The 17,701-nt window shown below is 61.8% G+C and carries 8 protein-coding genes and 2 pseudogenes; 6 read left to right on the forward strand and 4 right to left on the reverse strand.

The window, feature by feature from the left end; translation table 11 throughout:
* Positions 1 to 25: 25 nt before the first annotated feature.
* Positions 26 to 1,510 carry a sodium/proline symporter PutP gene (putP, locus tag AC1RMX_RS07895; protein ID WP_102620174.1) on the reverse strand — a complete coding sequence of 495 codons (1,485 nt, stop codon included), beginning with the start codon at positions 1,508 to 1,510 and terminating at the stop codon, positions 26 to 28.
* A gap of 458 nt (positions 1,511 to 1,968) precedes the next feature.
* Between putP and putA the strand changes: the two genes are divergently transcribed.
* Positions 1,969 to 5,922: a trifunctional transcriptional regulator/proline dehydrogenase/L-glutamate gamma-semialdehyde dehydrogenase gene (gene putA / locus AC1RMX_RS07900; RefSeq protein WP_493071375.1), complete on the forward strand. Its 3,954-nt coding sequence runs from the start codon at positions 1,969 to 1,971 to the stop codon at positions 5,920 to 5,922.
* Between the two features lie 143 nt (positions 5,923 to 6,065).
* Positions 6,066 to 7,868, forward strand: a complete 1,803-nt coding sequence (locus AC1RMX_RS07905; protein WP_096819882.1) for an acyl-CoA dehydrogenase — start codon at positions 6,066 to 6,068, stop codon at positions 7,866 to 7,868.
* 46 nt (positions 7,869 to 7,914) lie between these two features.
* Here AC1RMX_RS07905 and AC1RMX_RS07910 read toward each other — a convergent pair whose 3' ends face one another.
* From AC1RMX_RS07910 to AC1RMX_RS07920, 3 genes are all read right to left on the reverse strand, one after another.
* Positions 7,915 to 9,852, reverse strand: coding sequence for a methyl-accepting chemotaxis protein (locus tag AC1RMX_RS07910; protein ID WP_096819883.1), 1,938 nt, complete (start codon positions 9,850 to 9,852; stop codon positions 7,915 to 7,917).
* A 100-nt stretch (positions 9,853 to 9,952) separates the two neighbouring features.
* Complete coding sequence (locus AC1RMX_RS07915; RefSeq protein WP_096819884.1) at positions 9,953 to 10,255, reverse strand: cell division protein ZapA; 303 nt, start codon at positions 10,253 to 10,255, stop codon at positions 9,953 to 9,955.
* Complete coding sequence (locus AC1RMX_RS07920; protein ID WP_007952320.1) at positions 10,252 to 10,482, reverse strand: hypothetical protein; 231 nt, start codon at positions 10,480 to 10,482, stop codon at positions 10,252 to 10,254. The genes AC1RMX_RS07915 and AC1RMX_RS07920 overlap by 4 nt, the downstream gene beginning before the upstream one ends.
* A gap of 343 nt (positions 10,483 to 10,825) precedes the next feature.
* Here AC1RMX_RS07920 and AC1RMX_RS07925 point away from each other — a divergent pair.
* From AC1RMX_RS07925 to mscK, 4 genes and pseudogenes are all read left to right on the forward strand, one after another.
* Positions 10,826 to 11,482: pseudogene (locus AC1RMX_RS07925) on the forward strand (MCP four helix bundle domain-containing protein); the annotation flags it as partial.
* A 303-nt stretch (positions 11,483 to 11,785) separates the two neighbouring features.
* Positions 11,786 to 12,385 (forward strand): annotated as a pseudogene (locus tag AC1RMX_RS07930) (methyl-accepting chemotaxis protein); the annotation flags it as partial.
* Between the two features lie 157 nt (positions 12,386 to 12,542).
* A complete protein-coding gene (locus tag AC1RMX_RS07935; RefSeq protein ID WP_096819886.1) occupies positions 12,543 to 14,285 on the forward strand; it encodes a potassium/proton antiporter in 1,743 nt (580 codons plus the stop codon).
* Positions 14,286 to 14,319: 34 nt separating this feature from the next.
* Positions 14,320 to 17,673 (forward strand): mechanosensitive channel MscK, encoded by a 3,354-nt coding sequence (mscK, locus tag AC1RMX_RS07940; protein WP_096819887.1) that lies wholly within the window; start codon positions 14,320 to 14,322, stop codon positions 17,671 to 17,673.
* Positions 17,674 to 17,701: the final 28 nt, after the last annotated feature.

Consider the following 17,701-nt stretch of genomic DNA (forward strand, 5'->3'; position numbering starts at 1 on the left):
TCTTGTGAGCCTCAGCTCATTCCCATCACTTGTTCAGATGGAAATCCTTCTCGGCCGCTTCAAAGCGCTGAACCATGCCGGTGCTCGGCTGGCCCAGCAGGCTGACGAAGTAGATCGCCAGGCTGGCGAAGATGAAGCCCGGGATGATTTCGTACAGGCCCAGCACTTCGAAATGCTTCCACACGATCACGGTGATCGCGCCGACCAGGATGCCGGCCAGTGCGCCGTCGCGGGTCATTTTCTTCCAGATTACCGAGATCAGTACGACTGGACCGAACGCTGCGCCGAAACCGGCCCAGGCGTAGGACACCAGGCCCAGCACGCGGTTTTCCGGGTTGGCGGCCATCGCGATAGCGATCAGTGCAACCAGCAACACCATGGCGCGGCCGACCCATACCAGCTCGACTTGCGAGGCGGATTTACGCAGGAAGGTCTTGTAGAAGTCTTCGGTCAGGGCGCTGGAGCACACCAGCAACTGGCAGCTCAGGGTGCTCATCACCGCCGCCAGAATGGCCGACAGCAAGACACCGGCAATCCACGGGTTGAAGAGGATTTTCGCCAGTTCGATGAACACACGCTCGTGGTTCTCGCTCACGGGCATTGCCACGTCCGGGTTGGCCGAGAAGTAAGCGATACCGAAGAAGCCCACAGCCACGGTGCCGCCCAGGCACAGGATCATCCAGGTCATGGAGATGCGGCGGGCGTTGGCGATGGATTTCACCGAGTCAGCGGCCATGAAGCGCGCCAGGATGTGCGGCTGACCGAAGTAACCCAGGCCCCAGCCCATCAGCGAGATGATGCCGATGAAAGTGGTGCCTTTGAGCATGTCGAAGTTGCCAGGATCGTTGGCTTCGATGGCCAGGAACGTGGTGTCGACGCCGCCGGTGGCCAGCAGCACGATGATCGGCGTCAGGATCAGCGCGAAGATCATCAGGGTGGCTTGCACGGTGTCGGTCCAGCTGACCGCGAGGAAACCACCGACGAAGGTGTAGGCAATCGTCGCCGCAGCACCGGCCCACAGCGCGGTCTCGTAGGACATGCCGAAGGTGCTTTCGAAGAGACGGGCGCCGGCAACAATGCCGGAAGCGCAGTAGATGGTGAAGAACACCAGAATCACCACCGCCGAAATGATCCGCAGCAGGCCGCTTTTGTCTTCGAAACGGCTGGCGAAGTAGTCCGGCAGGGTCAGCGCATCACCGTTGTGTTCGGTTTGAACACGCAGACGACCGGCGACGAACAGCCAGTTCAGGTAGGCACCGACGATCAGGCCGATGGCGATCCAGCTTTCGGACAGGCCGGACATGTAGATGGCGCCCGGCAGGCCCATCAGCAACCAGCCGCTCATGTCGGAAGCGCCGGCGGACAATGCGGTCACCACGCTGCCCAGGCTGCGGCCGCCCAGAATGTAGTCGGAAAGGTTGTTGGTGGAGCGATAGGCCATGAAGCCGATCAGCACCATTGCTGCGATGTAGATCACGAACGTGATCAGGGTTGGATTGCTTGCGCTCATTACGTACGTGCCCTGGCTTTGTTTTTATGTAGCGGCGGCGGTTGCACCGTTTGCAGACTGACGTCTGACAGACGATTCGCACGGCCGCGCATTTATGACCAATGTTTCCCCAGGAAAGCCATTGGCCGGTACACCGGGTTCCCCGGTTGCACCTTGGGCGCGAATCCTATGCAACAAAGCAAAACAGGTGCAACCAGTTTCTTGAGAATTAGTTGCACCTACGTCGTTTTTTCGACTGCAAACCGCCTATTTTGCACTGTTCCGGCGCAGTAACACCCCTCCATCTGCCTTGAAAGCACCTATCTAGAGCGGTCATCGCGAAGCTGAAATTTATTCCTGACAAGTTGCCGAATATTCCGACAAAAAAAGGGTTGCACCCGGTTGCACCTCTGCAAGCTCACGGCTAATCTTGCCGCCAGCTGTTGTCGCGCAACTGCGGCACCTATGAGGATAAAAATATGGCTACCACCACCCTTGGGGTCAAACTCGATGACCCGACCCGCGAGCGCCTGAAGGCCGCCGCAACCTCGATTGATCGCACACCGCACTGGCTGATCAAGCAGGCAATTTTCAATTACCTGGAAAAACTCGAGGGTGGTGCAACCCTGACCGAGCTGAACGGTTTGACCGCCAAGGACGCCGATGAGGCAGGCGAAGTCCATACCGATCACGCTCACCAATGCTTCCTCGAATTTGCCGAAAGCATCCTGCCGCAATCGGTGCTGCGCGCCTCGATCACCGCCGCTTACCGTCGCCCTGAGCCGGAAGTGGTACCGATGCTGATCGAGCAGGCTCGCCTGCCGGCGCCGATGGCCGAAGCCACCAACAAGCTCGCCGCCTCCATCGCGGAAAAACTGCGTAACCAGAAGAGTGCCGGCGGTCGTGCAGGCATTGTTCAGGGTCTGCTGCAGGAATTTTCCCTGTCGTCCCAGGAAGGCGTGGCGCTGATGTGCCTGGCCGAAGCGCTGCTGCGTATCCCGGACAAAGGCACTCGCGATGCACTGATCCGCGACAAGATCAGCACCGGCAACTGGCAGCCGCATCTGGGCAACAGCCCGTCGCTGTTCGTCAACGCGGCGACCTGGGGTCTGCTGCTGACCGGCAAACTGGTGTCGACCCACAATGAAGCCGGCCTGACTTCGTCCCTGAGCCGCATCATCGGCAAGAGCGGCGAGCCGATGATCCGCAAGGGCGTCGACATGGCCATGCGCCTGATGGGCGAGCAGTTCGTGACCGGCGAAACCATCGCCGAAGCCCTGGCCAACGCGAGCAAGTTCGAAGCCAAGGGTTTCCGCTATTCCTACGACATGCTTGGTGAAGCAGCGCTGACCGAACACGACGCCCAGAAGTACCTGGCCTCGTACGAACAAGCTATTCACTCGATCGGCAAAGCCTCTCACGGCCGTGGGATTTATGAAGGCCCGGGCATCTCGATCAAACTGTCGGCCCTGCACCCGCGTTACAGCCGCGCCCAGTACGAGCGCGTGATGGATGAGCTGTATCCGCGCCTGCTGTCGCTGACCCTGCTGGCCAAGCAATACGACATCGGCCTGAACATCGACGCCGAAGAAGCCGACCGCCTGGAGCTGTCGCTGGATCTGCTCGAGCGCCTGTGCTTCGAGCCGCAACTGACGGGCTGGAACGGCATCGGCTTCGTGATCCAGGCCTACCAGAAGCGTTGCCCGTATGTGATCGACTACGTGATCGACCTGGCTCGCCGCAGCCGTCATCGCCTGATGATCCGTCTGGTGAAAGGCGCGTACTGGGACAGCGAAATCAAGCGCGCCCAGGTCGAAGGCCTGGAAGGCTATCCGGTCTACACCCGCAAGGTGTACACCGACGTTTCCTACATCGCTTGCGCCCGCAAACTGCTGTCGGTGCCGGAAGTCATCTACCCGCAGTTCGCCACGCACAACGCCCACACCCTGTCGGCGATTTATCACATTGCCGGTCAGAACTATTACCTGGGCCAGTACGAATTCCAGTGCCTGCACGGCATGGGCGAACCGCTCTACGAGCAGGTTGTAGGCAAAGTCTCCGAAGGCAAGCTGAACCGTCCGTGCCGTGTGTACGCTCCGGTCGGCACCCACGAAACCCTGCTGGCGTACCTCGTACGTCGCCTGCTGGAAAACGGCGCCAACACCTCGTTCGTCAACCGCATCGCCGACCAGTCGATTTCGATCCAGGAACTGGTGGCCGATCCGGTGGCCAGCATCGAGCAGATGGCAACCGTGGAAGGTGGTTTCGGCCTGCCGCACCCACGCATTCCGCTGCCGCGTGACCTTTATGGTTCCGAGCGCGCCAACTCCAGCGGCATCGACATGGCCAACGAACATCGTCTGGCATCGCTGTCCTGCGCCCTGCTGGCGACCGCGCACAACCACTGGAAAGCCGCACCGATGCTCGGTTGCGCCTCCAGCAACGAAGCGCCGGCACCAGTCCTGAACCCGTCCGATCTGCGTGACGTGGTCGGCCACGTGCAGGAAGCCACTGTCGAAGACGTCGACAACGCCATTCAATGCGCCCTGAACGCTGCACCGATCTGGCAGGCCACCCCGCCGGCCGAACGCGCCGCGATTCTGGAACGCGCCGCCGACTTGATGGAAGGCGAGATTCAGCCGCTGATGGGCCTGCTGGCTCGCGAAGCCGGCAAGACCTTCGCCAACGCCATCGCCGAAGTCCGCGAAGCCGTCGACTTCCTGCGTTATTACGCAGTGCAGGCCCGCAACGATTTCAGCAACGACGCCCACCGCCCACTGGGCCCGGTGGTCTGCATCAGCCCGTGGAACTTCCCGCTGGCCATCTTCAGCGGCCAGGTCGCCGCCGCACTGGCCGCCGGCAACCCGGTACTGGCCAAACCAGCCGAACAGACCCCGCTGGTCGCCGCACAAGCCGTGCGCCTGCTGCTCGAAGCCGGGATCCCGGAAGGCGTGCTGCAACTGCTGCCGGGGCGCGGTGAAACCGTCGGCGCCGGTCTGGTGGGTGACGAGCGCGTCAAAGGCGTGATGTTCACCGGCTCCACCGAAGTCGCGCGTCTGCTGCAACGCAACATCGCCGGTCGCCTCGACAACCAGGGCCGTCCGATTCCGCTGATCGCCGAAACCGGCGGCCAGAACGCGATGATCGTCGACTCTTCGGCACTGACCGAACAAGTGGTGATCGACGTAGTTTCGTCGGCCTTCGACAGCGCTGGTCAGCGTTGCTCCGCCCTGCGCGTCCTGTGCTTGCAGGAAGATTCCGCTGATCGCGTCATCGAAATGCTCAAGGGCGCGATGGCTGAAAGCCGTCTCGGCAACCCGGAGCGCCTGTCCGTGGACATCGGCCCGGTGATCGACGCCGAAGCCAAGGCCGGCATCGAGAAGCACATCCAGGGCATGCGCGACAAAGGTCGCAACGTGTACCAGGTGGCCATCGCCGATGCCGAGGAAGTCAAACGCGGCACCTTCGTCATGCCGACCCTGATCGAGCTGGAAAGCTTCGACGAGCTGCAACGCGAGATCTTCGGCCCGGTGCTGCACGTGGTGCGCTACAAGCGTAAAGAGATCGACCAGTTGATCGCCCAGATCAATGCGTCCGGTTACGGCCTGACCCTCGGCGTGCACACCCGCATCGACGAGACCATCGCCAAGGTGATCGACAACGTCAACGCCGGTAACGTCTACGTCAACCGCAACATCGTGGGTGCCGTGGTCGGCGTCCAGCCGTTCGGCGGCGAAGGCCTGTCGGGTACCGGTCCGAAGGCCGGTGGCCCGCTGTACCTGTACCGTCTGCTGTCGACGCGTCCTACCGATGCCATCGAACAATCCTTCGCTCGCGGCGATGCGGCCGTGGCACCGGACGTTCGTCTGCGCGACGCCCTGAGCAAACCGCTGGTCGCCCTGAAAGCCTGGGCCGACAGCAACAAGTTCGCCGACCTGAGCACTCTGTGCGTGCAATACGCAGCCCAGTCGCAAAGCGGTATCACCCGCGTACTGGCCGGCCCGACCGGCGAGAAGAACAGCTACGCGATCCTGCCGCGCGAGCACGTGCTGTGCCTGGCGGACATCGAAGGTGATCTGCTGACCCAACTCGCGGCAGTACTGGCAGTGGGCGGTTCGGCGGTCTGGCCGGAATCCGACACCAGCAAGGCATTGTTCGCACGCCTGCCGAAGGAGATTCAGGCGCGGATCAAACTGGTTTCCGACTGGAACAAGGACGACGTGGTATTCGATGCGGTTCTGCATCACGGCCACTCCGACCAGTTGCGCGCGGTCTGCCAGCAGATCGCCAAGCGTGCCGGCGCCATCGTCGGGGTTCAGGGCCTGTCCCAGGGCGAGACCAACATTGCGCTGGAGCGCCTGGTGATCGAGCGCGCGTTGAGCGTCAACACCGCAGCGGCGGGCGGCAACGCCAGCCTGATGACTATCGGTTAATCGCCGACTCTGTCAGCAACATAAAAAATGGGCGCCCTCACCGGCGCCCATTTTTTTGGCCTCTCCATCACCGTTATCAATCTTCCTGTTCAGCCTTTATTCGCACGCCTAGACTCGGTCCATTCCAAAAAAGGTAGGCCGCCATGTCCGAGACGCTGCTCAGTTCCCGCAATCTGGCTTTCGAGCTGTACGAAGTCCTCGATGCCGAGGGCCTGACCCGGCGCGAGCGGTTTGCCGAACACAACCGCGAAACCTTCGATGCCGCCATCGGCACGGCGCGCAACATCGCCGAGAAGTACTTCGCACCGCACAACCGCAAGGGCGACGAGAACGAGCCGCGCTACGAGAACGGTCAGGCGATTCTGATTCCCGAAGTGAAACCGGCGGTGGATGCCTTCCTCGAAGCCGGATTCCTCAATGCGGCGCGCAGTTTCGACGCCGGCGGCATGCAACTTCCTACACTGCTGTCCCAGGCCTGCTTCGCTCACTTTCAGTCGGCCAACGCGGCGTCGACCTCGTACCCGTTCCTGACCATGGGTGCGGCCAACCTGATCGAAAGCTTCGGCACCGAAGAACAGAAGCAACGGTTCCTGCAACCGATGATCGACGGCCGCTTCTTCGGCACCATGGCCCTGACCGAACCCCATGCCGGTTCGTCGCTGTCGGATATTCGTACCCGCGCCGAACCAGCGTCCGACGGCACTTATCGCCTGAAGGGCAACAAGATCTTCATCTCCGGCGGCGATCACCCGCTTTCGGAAAACATCGTGCACATGGTGCTGGCCAAATTGCCGGACGCGCCGGCCGGGGTGAAGGGGATTTCGCTGTTCATCGTGCCCAAGTTCCTGGTCAACGATGACGGCAGTCTCGGCAAACGCAACGACGTGCTGCTGGCCGGGCTGTTCCACAAGATGGGCTGGCGCGGAACGACCTCGACCGCGCTGAACTTCGGCGATAACGGCGAGTGCGTTGGCTATCTGGTGGGCAAGCCGCATCACGGTTTGAGCTACATGTTCCAGATGATGAACGAGGCGCGAATCGGCGTCGGCATGGGCGCGGTGATGCTCGGTTACGCCGGCTATTTGTACTCGCTGGAATACGCTCGCGAACGTCCGCAGGGCCGAGTGCCGGACAGCAAGGACCCGACGACGGCGCCGGTGGCGATCATTCAGCACGCGGACGTCAGACGCATGCTGCTGACGCAGAAATCCTACGTCGAAGGTGCGTTCGATCTCGGCCTGTACGCGGCACGGCTGTTTGATGACACCACCACGCTGGAAACCGAAGCCGAGCGCAAACAGGCGCATGAGCTGCTGGACTTGCTGACGCCGATCGTCAAATCCTGGCCATCGGAGTTCTGCCTCAAGGCCAACGAACTGGCGATCCAGATTCTCGGCGGCCACGGTTACACCCGCGAATACCCGGTGGAGCAGTATTACCGCGACAACCGCTTGAACCCGATACACGAAGGCACCCACGGCATTCAGTCGCTGGACTTGCTGGGACGCAAACTGGCGCAGAACGGTGGCGCCGGGCTCAAGCAACTGATCCGCCTGATTGCCGACACGGCCGAACGCGCGGTGGCGTACGAATCGTTGACCGCATTGCGTGAGCCGCTGGAGAAACTGGTCGCACGCCTGCAGAGCGTGACCATCGGCCTGCTGACGGATCTGGCCCAGGGCAAGGTCAACAGCAGCCTGGCGAATTCGGCGCTGTACCTGAAAGTGTTCGGGCACACGGTGATTGGCTGGCGCTGGCTGGAGCAGGCGATTCGGGCGGAGGAAGGTTTGGCCAAGGGGAATGCGGCGGATGCCGACTTCTATAAGGGCAAGTTGCAGGCGGCGCGGTATTTCCTGACGTGGGAAGTGCCGGGTTGCCATCATGAGCTGGCGTTGCTGGAGGCTCGGGATGATACGTGCCTTGCAATGCAGGACGCGTGGTTCTGACACGTTGATGATCGTTCCCACGCGTTGCGTGGGAACGATCAACTAATCAGGTAAGTTTGAAGCCACCCATCTGCCGCGCCAGATCATCCGCCAGCCGCTGCAGCATCTGACAATCCTCACGACAAGCCCGAACCTCCCCCGCCGTCGCCCGCGCCAGATCGGAAATCCCCTGCACGTTGCGGTTGATCTCCTCGGTCACCGCCGACTGCTCCTCAGTCGCCGTCGCCACCTGATGGTTCATGTCGCTGATGCGCTCGACCTGCCCGGTAATCGCAGTCAAAGACGCACCCGTACGCTGGCTCGACTCTACGCCGGTGCCGGTTGCCGCCTGTCCCGTACGCATTGAAGACACGGCATTCTCCGCCCCCTGTTTGAGGCTGCCGATCATCTGCTGGATTTCGTCAGTGGATGCCTGAGTGCGGCGCGCCAAGGTGCGCACTTCATCGGCCACCACCGCAAAACCACGCCCCATGTCCCCGGCCCGCGCCGCCTCGATGGCAGCGTTGAGCGCCAACAGATTGGTCTGCTCCGACACCCCGCGAATCACCGCCAGCACTTGATCGATCGACGCCACCTGATGCGCCAGCTCACCCACCGCACCGGCCGCGACGCCGATTTCATCAGACATGCTTTCTATATGGCGAATCGAGCCGCCGACCACTTCGCGCGCCTGCATCGCTTCATCGCGAGCGGTTTGCGAGGCGAGCGCGGCGTTGCCGGCGTTCTGGGCGATTTCCTGCACGGTCAGGCCCATTTCATGGACGGCGGTGGCGACCATGTCAGTCATTTCCTGCTGACGACCGGATCGCTCGGCGGTGTTATCCACAACCTTGGCCACTTGGCCGACGGCAACGCGCAGACGTTCGCTGGTGGTCAGCACTTCGCCGATCATCCCGCGTTGGCTGTCGAGGAAACGGTTGAAGCCCCGAGCGAGGTCGCCCAGCTCATCGGCGCGGCTGGAATCTAACCGATGGGTCAAATCTCCACCACCGCTACCGATTGCTACCAGCGCAGCTGTTACCTGACGAATCGGTCGCACCAATCCCTGAGCCAGCCAGATCACCAGCGCCAGGCAAACCAGCGCCACCGCCAGACCGATGCCGCTGCTCATCCACATCGCCCGTCGGGCTTCGGCGTAGATCTGCGACTGTGGCACTTCGGCCACCAGGGTCCAGCCAAGGTCACGCAAAGGCAGGCTGAAGGCGAGGAAGTCTTCGCCGTCACGCTGGAAGCTGCTGTTGGTCGCTACTTTATGGCCCATGACCGCTTGTGCCGCTGATCCGCCGATCTGCTCGCTCAAGGTGCGCTTGCCGCTGAACTGCGCTTCGGGATGGACCTGGATCAAACCGTCGGAACGCACGAGATAGACCTTCCCGCGTTCACCGAAGCTGAAGTTGTGGATCAGCTCCGACAGCTCTTTCATGCTCAGCCCGAGCCCCGCAACGCCGACCACTTTGCCGGCCTGCTCGACCTTCAGGTCGATGAACAGCGCCAACTCTCCGGTGGCCCCGTCGTTGTCGATGTTCAGGGTTCGGGGCTGATTGCTGTCCAGGAATGAGTAGAACCACGCATCGGCCGGTTTGGCGCGGCTGAGGGTGCGATCCAGGCCTTTTTCGGTGATGTAGTGATTGGATTCGGTGCCGATGATCAGCGCGGTAAACGCCTTGTGTTCGGCGCGGATGCCTTCCAGATATTGCGCGAAGCCTGCCGTTTTGGCGGAGTCTTCACCTGTGGCCAGCCAGTCGCGGACCATGGTGTTGCTGGCGATGTCTTTGGCGGCGGTGAGGGGTTGAACGAGGATTCGCTCGATGTCGTTGCGCGTCGCTTCGATGCTCGACGGCAACGCCTGCTCGACCAGATAGCTCTGGGCGAGGCGGTTGACCACCAGGGTATAAATGCCAACCACGATCAGGATGCTGACCAGCAGGGCGGTGCCCATGCCGAGGATCAACTGCCATTGAATACTGCGACGCCAGAACTGCATGGAGCACCCCCAAAGAATAAGAGGCTGAAACACTGCAACAGCCGTGCCGATTGTATACAACGCAATCGACAATCTTATTCCTTGGTTGTGCGCAACCCCATCAACCCTGATTGATGGTCTTGGCGATGGTCTCGACCGTGGCGCTGACTTGCTCTTGGTAACGCTCGAGTTCCTGCTGGTGCTGCTTCTTCATTTCAATCTGCTGCGAGCACAGATTCATCGCCGCCAGCACCAGCAGGCGGTCGCCGATCAGCGTCGGGTATTTGCGTTTGGTGTCGGCCAGTGCGGCCTTGAGCATCAATGCGGCGTCCAGCAGGGTCTGTTCTTCCCCGGCCGGTGCCTTGATCGAATAGTCCTCCCCCATGATGGAGACGACTTTTACCCCTGCTGTGCCGTGGTTCATGCGCTGACAGGACCTGCGTTGACGCGATCAACCAGGGCCTGGATGCGTGCGGCGGTGGCGCCGTGCTTTTCTTCCTGTTCCATCAGGCTCAGTTGCAGGCTTTCGTTTTCATCCTTGGCCTGGGCCAGTTCCGTGGACAGGGTCTGGTTGGTTTCCGAGAGGGTCTGGTTCTGTTGCACCAGGTCGCTGACGAGCTGTTCCAATTGGCTGAGGGATGCTTCCAACATTTTGATCTTCCAGGGCATTTTCAAAGGGCGCGTACGATAAAGAAAAGTCGTCGTGGATGCCAGGGTTAAACCGGCGCAAGGCCTTGATTTTCCTGGTGGCCGACCGTTCCTGCGAGTGTTAGAGACTGTGATCTGCCGATCTGGTTCCTGCACTTCGTCGCCCGGCCTTCAGTGCGACAAATACGCGCACCGGCTCAAGACTTTAGTCGTATGACCGATAAGTCATCCAACAGCAGTCTCAGCCCGCATGGATGCGGCCCTTCCTGGTATACGCCCCATGTCCCTTCGCAATATGAATATCGCCCCCCGGGCGTTCACCGGTTTCGCCCTGATCGGCGGCCTGATGCTCATTCTCGGTGTGTTCGCCCTGAACCAGATGAGCAAGATCCGCGGCGCCGCCGAAAACATCACCACCACCAGCGTGCCGAGCATCAAGAACCTCGACGAGTTCACTCAGCTGACCCTGCGTCTGCGGGTGCTGTCGTACCGTTTGCTGGTGAACCGCGAGCCGGACATCCAGCAGAAAACCATCGAACTGCTGGAGATGCGCAACCAGCAGATCCGCAAGGCCCAGACTGATTACGAGCCGTTGATCGGCAGCCCGGCCGAACGTGCGGCCTACGATCAATACGTGCAGTTGCTGGGTCAATACCGCCAGATCGAAGACCGGATGAAAACCCTGTCGCGCAACAATCAGGTGGATGAGCTGCGCAACCTGCTGAACACCCAGTTGCTCGACAACTCCGAAGCGATGAACTCGGTGCTCAACCGTCTGATGCAAATCAACGGCGAGCAGATCAGCACCACCAACCAGCAAGCCGCCGAGCAGTTTTCTTCGGCTTTCAGCCTGGTGGTGACGCTGCTGGTGATCGCGACCGGCCTGACCTTCCTCTTCGCCTGGCTGCTGACCCTGAGTATCACCAAGCCGATTTCCAAAGCGCTGGATGCGGCGGAAACCATCGCCGAAGGCAACCTGACCCAGCCGATCCACGTTGACGGCACCGACGAAGCCGGTCGCCTGCTGGCGGCCATGGCCAAGATGCAGTCGAAGCTGCGCGACACGCTGCAGCGAATCTCCGGCTCGGCCACCCAACTGGCGTCCGCCGCCGAAGAGCTGAACAGTGTCACCGACGAAAGCGCCCGTGGCCTGACCCAACAGAACAACGAAATCGAGCAGGCCGCCACGGCGGTCAACGAGATGACCAGCGCCGTGGAAGAAGTCGCACGCAACGCGGTCAGCACCTCGGAAGCCTCGAAGAACGCCACCACCTCCGCCGGCGACGGCCGTGACCTGGTGCAGGAAACCGTCAGCGCCATCGAACGCATGAGCGCCGACGTGCAGAGCACCGCGACCCTGATCGGTGATCTGGCCAACGAATCCCGTGACATCGGCAAGGTGCTGGACGTGATCCGCGGCCTGGCTGACCAGACCAACCTGCTGGCACTGAACGCTGCCATCGAAGCGGCCCGTGCCGGTGAAGCCGGTCGCGGTTTTGCCGTGGTGGCGGACGAAGTCCGTGCCCTCGCGCACCGCACCCAGCAGTCGACCAGCGAAATCGAGCGCATGATCGGCAGCATCCAGAGCGGCACCGAGCACGCCGTGGATTCGATGCGCAACAGCACCGAGCGCGCCGAATCGACCCTGAACATCGCCCGTGGCGCTGGTCTGTCGCTGGACACCATCAACACGGCCATCGTCGAAATCAACGAGCGCAACCTGGTAATCGCCAGCGCTGCCGAAGAACAGGCACAGGTTGCACGTGAAGTGGATCGCAACCTGGTCAACATCCGCGATCTGTCGGTGCAATCGGCGACCGGCGCGAATCAGACCAGTGCGGCGAGCAACGAGCTGTCGCGCCTGGCGCTGGATCTGAACAATATGGTTGGGCGGTTCAGCCTGTAACCTTCCGCATGACTGATCGTTCCCACGCCCGTGGGAACGATCTTGCACTCCGCGCAAAAACCTTTTTGACAGCATCACATTTCAACAGGTTAGAATCGCTGGCACGCAGACTGCATGGTCAGTTTGTGCCCGTCTTTCCGCTTCTGGAGTACTGCCTTTGAATGCGACGACCATCAACAGCCTGTTCTTGATCGGCGCGTTGCTGGTAGGTGCGAGCATTCTTGTCAGTTCCCTTTCGTCGCGTCTCGGCATCCCGATTCTGGTGATTATCCTCGCAGTCGGCATGACTGCCGGGGTCGATGGCGGCGGCATCATTTTCGATAACTACCCGACGGCCTATCTGGTCGGCAACCTCGCACTGGCGGTGATCCTCCTCGACGGCGGCTTGCGAACCCGGGTGTCCAGTTTCCGCGTGGCCTTGTGGCCGGCCTTGTCGCTGGCCACGGTCGGCGTCCTTATAACAACCGGCCTCACCGGCATGGCCGCTGCGTGGCTGTTCGACCTGAACCTGATTCAAGGCCTGCTGATCGGCGCCATCGTCGGCTCGACGGACGCCGCAGCGGTGTTCTCGCTGCTCGGCGGCAAGGGCCTGAACGAACGGGTGACCGCCAGCCTGGAAATCGAATCCGGCAGCAACGACCCGATGGCGGTGTTCCTCACCGTGACCCTGATCGACATGCTCGCCAGCGGCCAGACCGGCCTGCACTGGAGCCTGTTGACCCACCTGATCCGCGAGTTCGGCATCGGTGGCGTGATCGGCCTCGGCGGCGGCTGGCTGATGCTGCAACTGGTCAACCGGATCAACCTCGCCACCGGCCTCTATCCGATCCTGGTAATCGCCGGCGGTCTGGTGGTGTTCGCCCTGACCAACGCCCTGCACGGCAGCGGCTTCCTCGCCGTTTACCTGTGCGGCCTGGTGATCGGCAACCGTCCGGTGCGCAGCCGCCACGGCATCCTGCACATGCTCGACGGCATGGCGTGGCTGGCGCAGATCGGCATGTTCCTGGTGCTGGGCTTGCTGGTTACTCCGCACGACTTGCTGCCGATCGCCCTGCCTGCTCTGGGCCTGGCGCTGTGGATGATTCTGTTCGCACGGCCCCTGTCTGTGGTGGTCGGGTTGCTGCCGTTCAAGGCGTTCCATGGTCGCGAAAAGGCGTTCATTTCCTGGGTCGGCCTGCGCGGCGCGGTACCGATCATTCTGGCGGTGTTCCCGCTGATGGCCGGGCTGCCGAATGCGCAGCTGTACTTCAACCTCGCGTTCTTCATCGTGCTGGTGTCGCTGCTGGTGCAGGGCACGAGCCTGCCGTGGGTGGCCAGACTGCTCAAGGTGACGGTGCCGCCGGAGCCTGCGCCGATCTCCCGTTCGGCCCTGGAAGTGCACATCACCAGCGAGTGGGAGCTGTTCGTTTACAAGCTCGGCGCGGAGAAATGGTGCATCGGTTCGCCCCTGCGCGAGCTGAAAATGCCCGAAGGCACCCGTATCGCCGCCCTGTTTCGCGGCCAGCAACTGCTCCATCCGTCGGGTAGTACGGTGCTGGAAGTCGATGATTTGCTGTGCGTTATCGGCCATGAACACAACTTGCCGGCCCTCGGAAAACTGTTCAGCCAGGCACCGCAACGGGGCCTCGATCTGCGTTTCTTCGGCGACTTCGTACTCGAAGGAGACGCCCAGCTCAAAGCGGTTGCGGCCCTGTACGGCCTGCCGGCCGAAGGCATCGATCCGGACATGACCCTGGGCCACTTCATTGCCCAGAAAGTCGGCGGTGCACCGATCGTGGGCGACCAGGTGGAATGGAACAACACCCACTGGACGGTTGCGGTCATGGACGGGAACAAGATCGCCAAAGTGGGCGTCAGATTCCCCGAAGGAAGTCGCCCGGGCCCCGGGCTCTTCCTCTAAACTGCCTCCACTCTCACTTGCTTGACCGGTCTCTATGCCTACCCTGCGCTCCTTTTTCCTCGCGGCCCTGCTGGGCCTGAGTCTTACTGTCGGCCCGCTGCACGCCGCAGAACCGCCATCCAGCGACGCCGTGCAGGCCAACCTGGACAAGCTCACCGACAGCAAACTGCCCGAGGCCGACAAAAAGGCCCTGCAAACGCTCCTGCAAAACACGCTGAACCAGCTCAACAACCGGCGTGACTACGAGCAGAAGCTGAGCGACCTCAAGCAGCAGTTGGCCACCGCGCCGAAGCAGACCATCGAGAACGCGCGCGAACTGACGCGACTCAAGGCCACCCCTGTGGTGCCAGTGGCGCAGCGCTTCACCAAAGAGAACATCCAGCAGCTGGAGCAGATACTCACCGAGCGCTCGACCCAGCAAAGCGATCTGCAAAAAGCCCTGGCCGACGCCAACAGCCTGATCATCACTGCGCAAACTCGCCCGGAGCGCGCCCAGGCAGAAATCGCCAGCAGCCAGACGCGCATCCAGCAGATCAACAACATCCTCAAGACCGGCAAGGACAGCGGCAAGACCCTGAGCGCCGAGCAACGCGACCTGCTCAACGCCGAGCTGTCGGCGCTCAATGCACTGATCCCGCTGCGCCGTCAGGAACTGGCCGGCAACAACCAGTTGCAGGATCTGGGCAACAGCCAGCATGACCTGCTCACGGAAAAGTCCGACCGCCTGGACCATGAGATCCAGGAACTGCAAACCCTGATCAACCAGAAACGTCTGACCCTGTCTCAGGAAACCGTGACGCAGCAGTCGATCGAGGCTCAGAAGTCGGGCAGCAGCACCCTGCTCGCCACTGAAAGCGCGGCCAACCTCAAGCTCTCCGACTACCTGCTCAAAAGCACCGACCGCCTCAACGAGCTCACCCAGCAGAACCTGCAGACCAAGCAGCAGCTGGACAGCGTGACCCAGAGCGATTCGGCCCTCGACGAGCAGATCAACGTGCTCAAGGGCAGCCTGCTGCTGTCGAAGATTCTCTATAAACAGAAACAGGCGCTGCCGCGCCTCAAGGTCGACCGCGACCTGGCGGATCAGATCGCCGACATTCGCCTGTACCAGTTCGAAATCAACCAACAGCGCGAACAGTTGAGCAATCCGGCGACTTACGTCGACAACCTGCTGTCCACCCAACCGCCGGAGCAAGTCACGCCACAGCTGCGCAAGAGCCTGCTGGAGCTGGCCAACACCCGCGTCGATCTGCTGGAGCGGCTGAGTCGCGAACTGAGCGCGATGCTCAACGAGTCGATCACCCTGCAACTGAACCAGAAGCAACTGCTGAGCACCGCGCAAAGCCTGCGCGCGACCCTCGACGAACAGATGTTCTGGATCCCCAGCAACAAGCCGCTTGACAACGAGTGGATTCGCGGCGTGCCGGAACGCCTGAAACGCCAGATCGACACCCTGCCGCTGGCCTCGAGCCTGAGCGAACTGACCGACGGCCTCACTCAGCGCCCGCTGCTGTTCCTGCCGCTGGCGCTGCTGATCGGCGCGCTGCTGTGGCGCCGCAAACAGCTGTATTCGCGACTGAACAAGGTCCACCAGGATATCGGTCACTTCAAACGTGACAGCCAGTGGCACACCCCGCAGGCAATTCTGATCAACATCCTGCTGGCGATGCCGGTGGCGCTGGGCCTGGCGTTGTGCGGGCTGGCGCTACAGATCGACGCCCGGGGCCAGAACGCCAACATGGGTGCGGCCCTGCTGCAAATGGGCCAGGCGTGGCTGGTGTTCTACACCGCTTACCGGATCCTCGCGCCGGGCGGTGTGGCCGAGCTGCACTTCCGCTGGGAGAAGCCGCAGGTCGAATTCCTTCAGGGCTGGGTGCGTCGCCTCGGTCTGGTGGTGATGGCACTTGTGGCGGTGGTGGCGGTTGCCGAGCTGCAACCGGCGGCGCTGGCCGATGACGTCATCGGCATGCCGGTGGTGCTGACCTGCTACGCCCTGATGGGGTGGCTGCTCAGTCGACTGCTGATCAGCAGCCCGGCCCACGAAAACGCCTCGCTGTTCCGCAAGGCCGTGGGTGTGATGTTCACCCTTCTGCCGATCGCCCTGTTCGTCGCGGTGTGCTTCGGCTACTACTACACCGCGCTGAAACTCAGCGACCGCTTGATCAACACCCTGTACCTGCTGATGTTCTGGCTGGTGATCGAAGCCACCTTCGTCCGTGGCCTCGCGGTCGCGGCACGGCGTCTCGCCTACCAGCGGGCCCTGGCCAAACGTCAGGCAGCGAAAGAAGCCGGCGACGGCGAAGCGGTGATCGAAGAACCGACCCTGGACATCGAAAAGGTCAACGAACAGTCCCTGCGCCTGATCCGACTGGCGCTGCTCGGCGGATTCATCGCCGCGCTGTACTGGGTCTGGGCCGACCTGATCACGGTGTTCTCGTACCTCGACAACATCACCCTCTACGAATACACCAGCGGCACCGGCGCCAACATGAGCATGGTGCCGATCAGCATCGGCGACATGCTCGGCGCGCTGATCATCATCGGCATCACCTTTGCGCTTGCACGCAACTTGCCGGGTCTGCTGGAAGTGTTCGTGCTGTCGAAACTCAATCTGGCCCAGGGCAGTGCCTACGCAACCACGACGCTGCTGTCGTATGTGATCGCCGGGGTCGGTTTCGTCTCGACCCTGTCGACCCTCGGGGTTAGCTGGGACAAGTTGCAATGGTTGGTGGCGGCGCTGTCGGTCGGTCTCGGTTTCGGTATGCAGGAGATCTTCGCGAACTTCATCTCCGGCATCATGATCCTGTTCGAACGCCCGGTGCGGATCGGCGACACCATCACCATCGGCAACCTGTCGGGCACGGTGAGCAAGATCCGCATCCGCGCCACGACCATCACCGACTTCGACCGCAAGGACATCATTGTCCCGAACAAGACGTTCATCACCGGGCAACTGATCAACTGGTCGCTGACCGACACCATCACCCGGGTGACGCTGAAACTCGGCGTGGATTACGGTTCCGATCTGGATCTGGTCAAGGAACTGCTGCTCAAGGCCGCCCGGGAAAACCCGCGCGTGCTGAAGGAACCCGAGCCGCATGTGTACTTCCTCAACTTCGGCGAAAGCACCCTCGACCACGAACTGCGCATGCACGTGCGCGACCTCGGTGACCGCAACCCGGTGATCGACGAGGTCAACCGCTTCATCAACCGCGAGTTCAAGAAGCAGCACATCAACATCTCGTTCCGGCAGATGGAGGTTTACCTGAAGAACCTCCACGGCCAGGAGTACAAACTGGTGCCGGTCGAAGACGACAGCAAAACCATCGCGCCCGTCAGCGGCGAGCAAAAACCGCTGCAAGAGCCGCCGCCCGCCAAACTCGACTAACCCGACTAATCCCAGCAGAATGCTCGGA

Source organism: Pseudomonas sp. GW822-FHT03F04 (genome assembly GCF_058801405.1).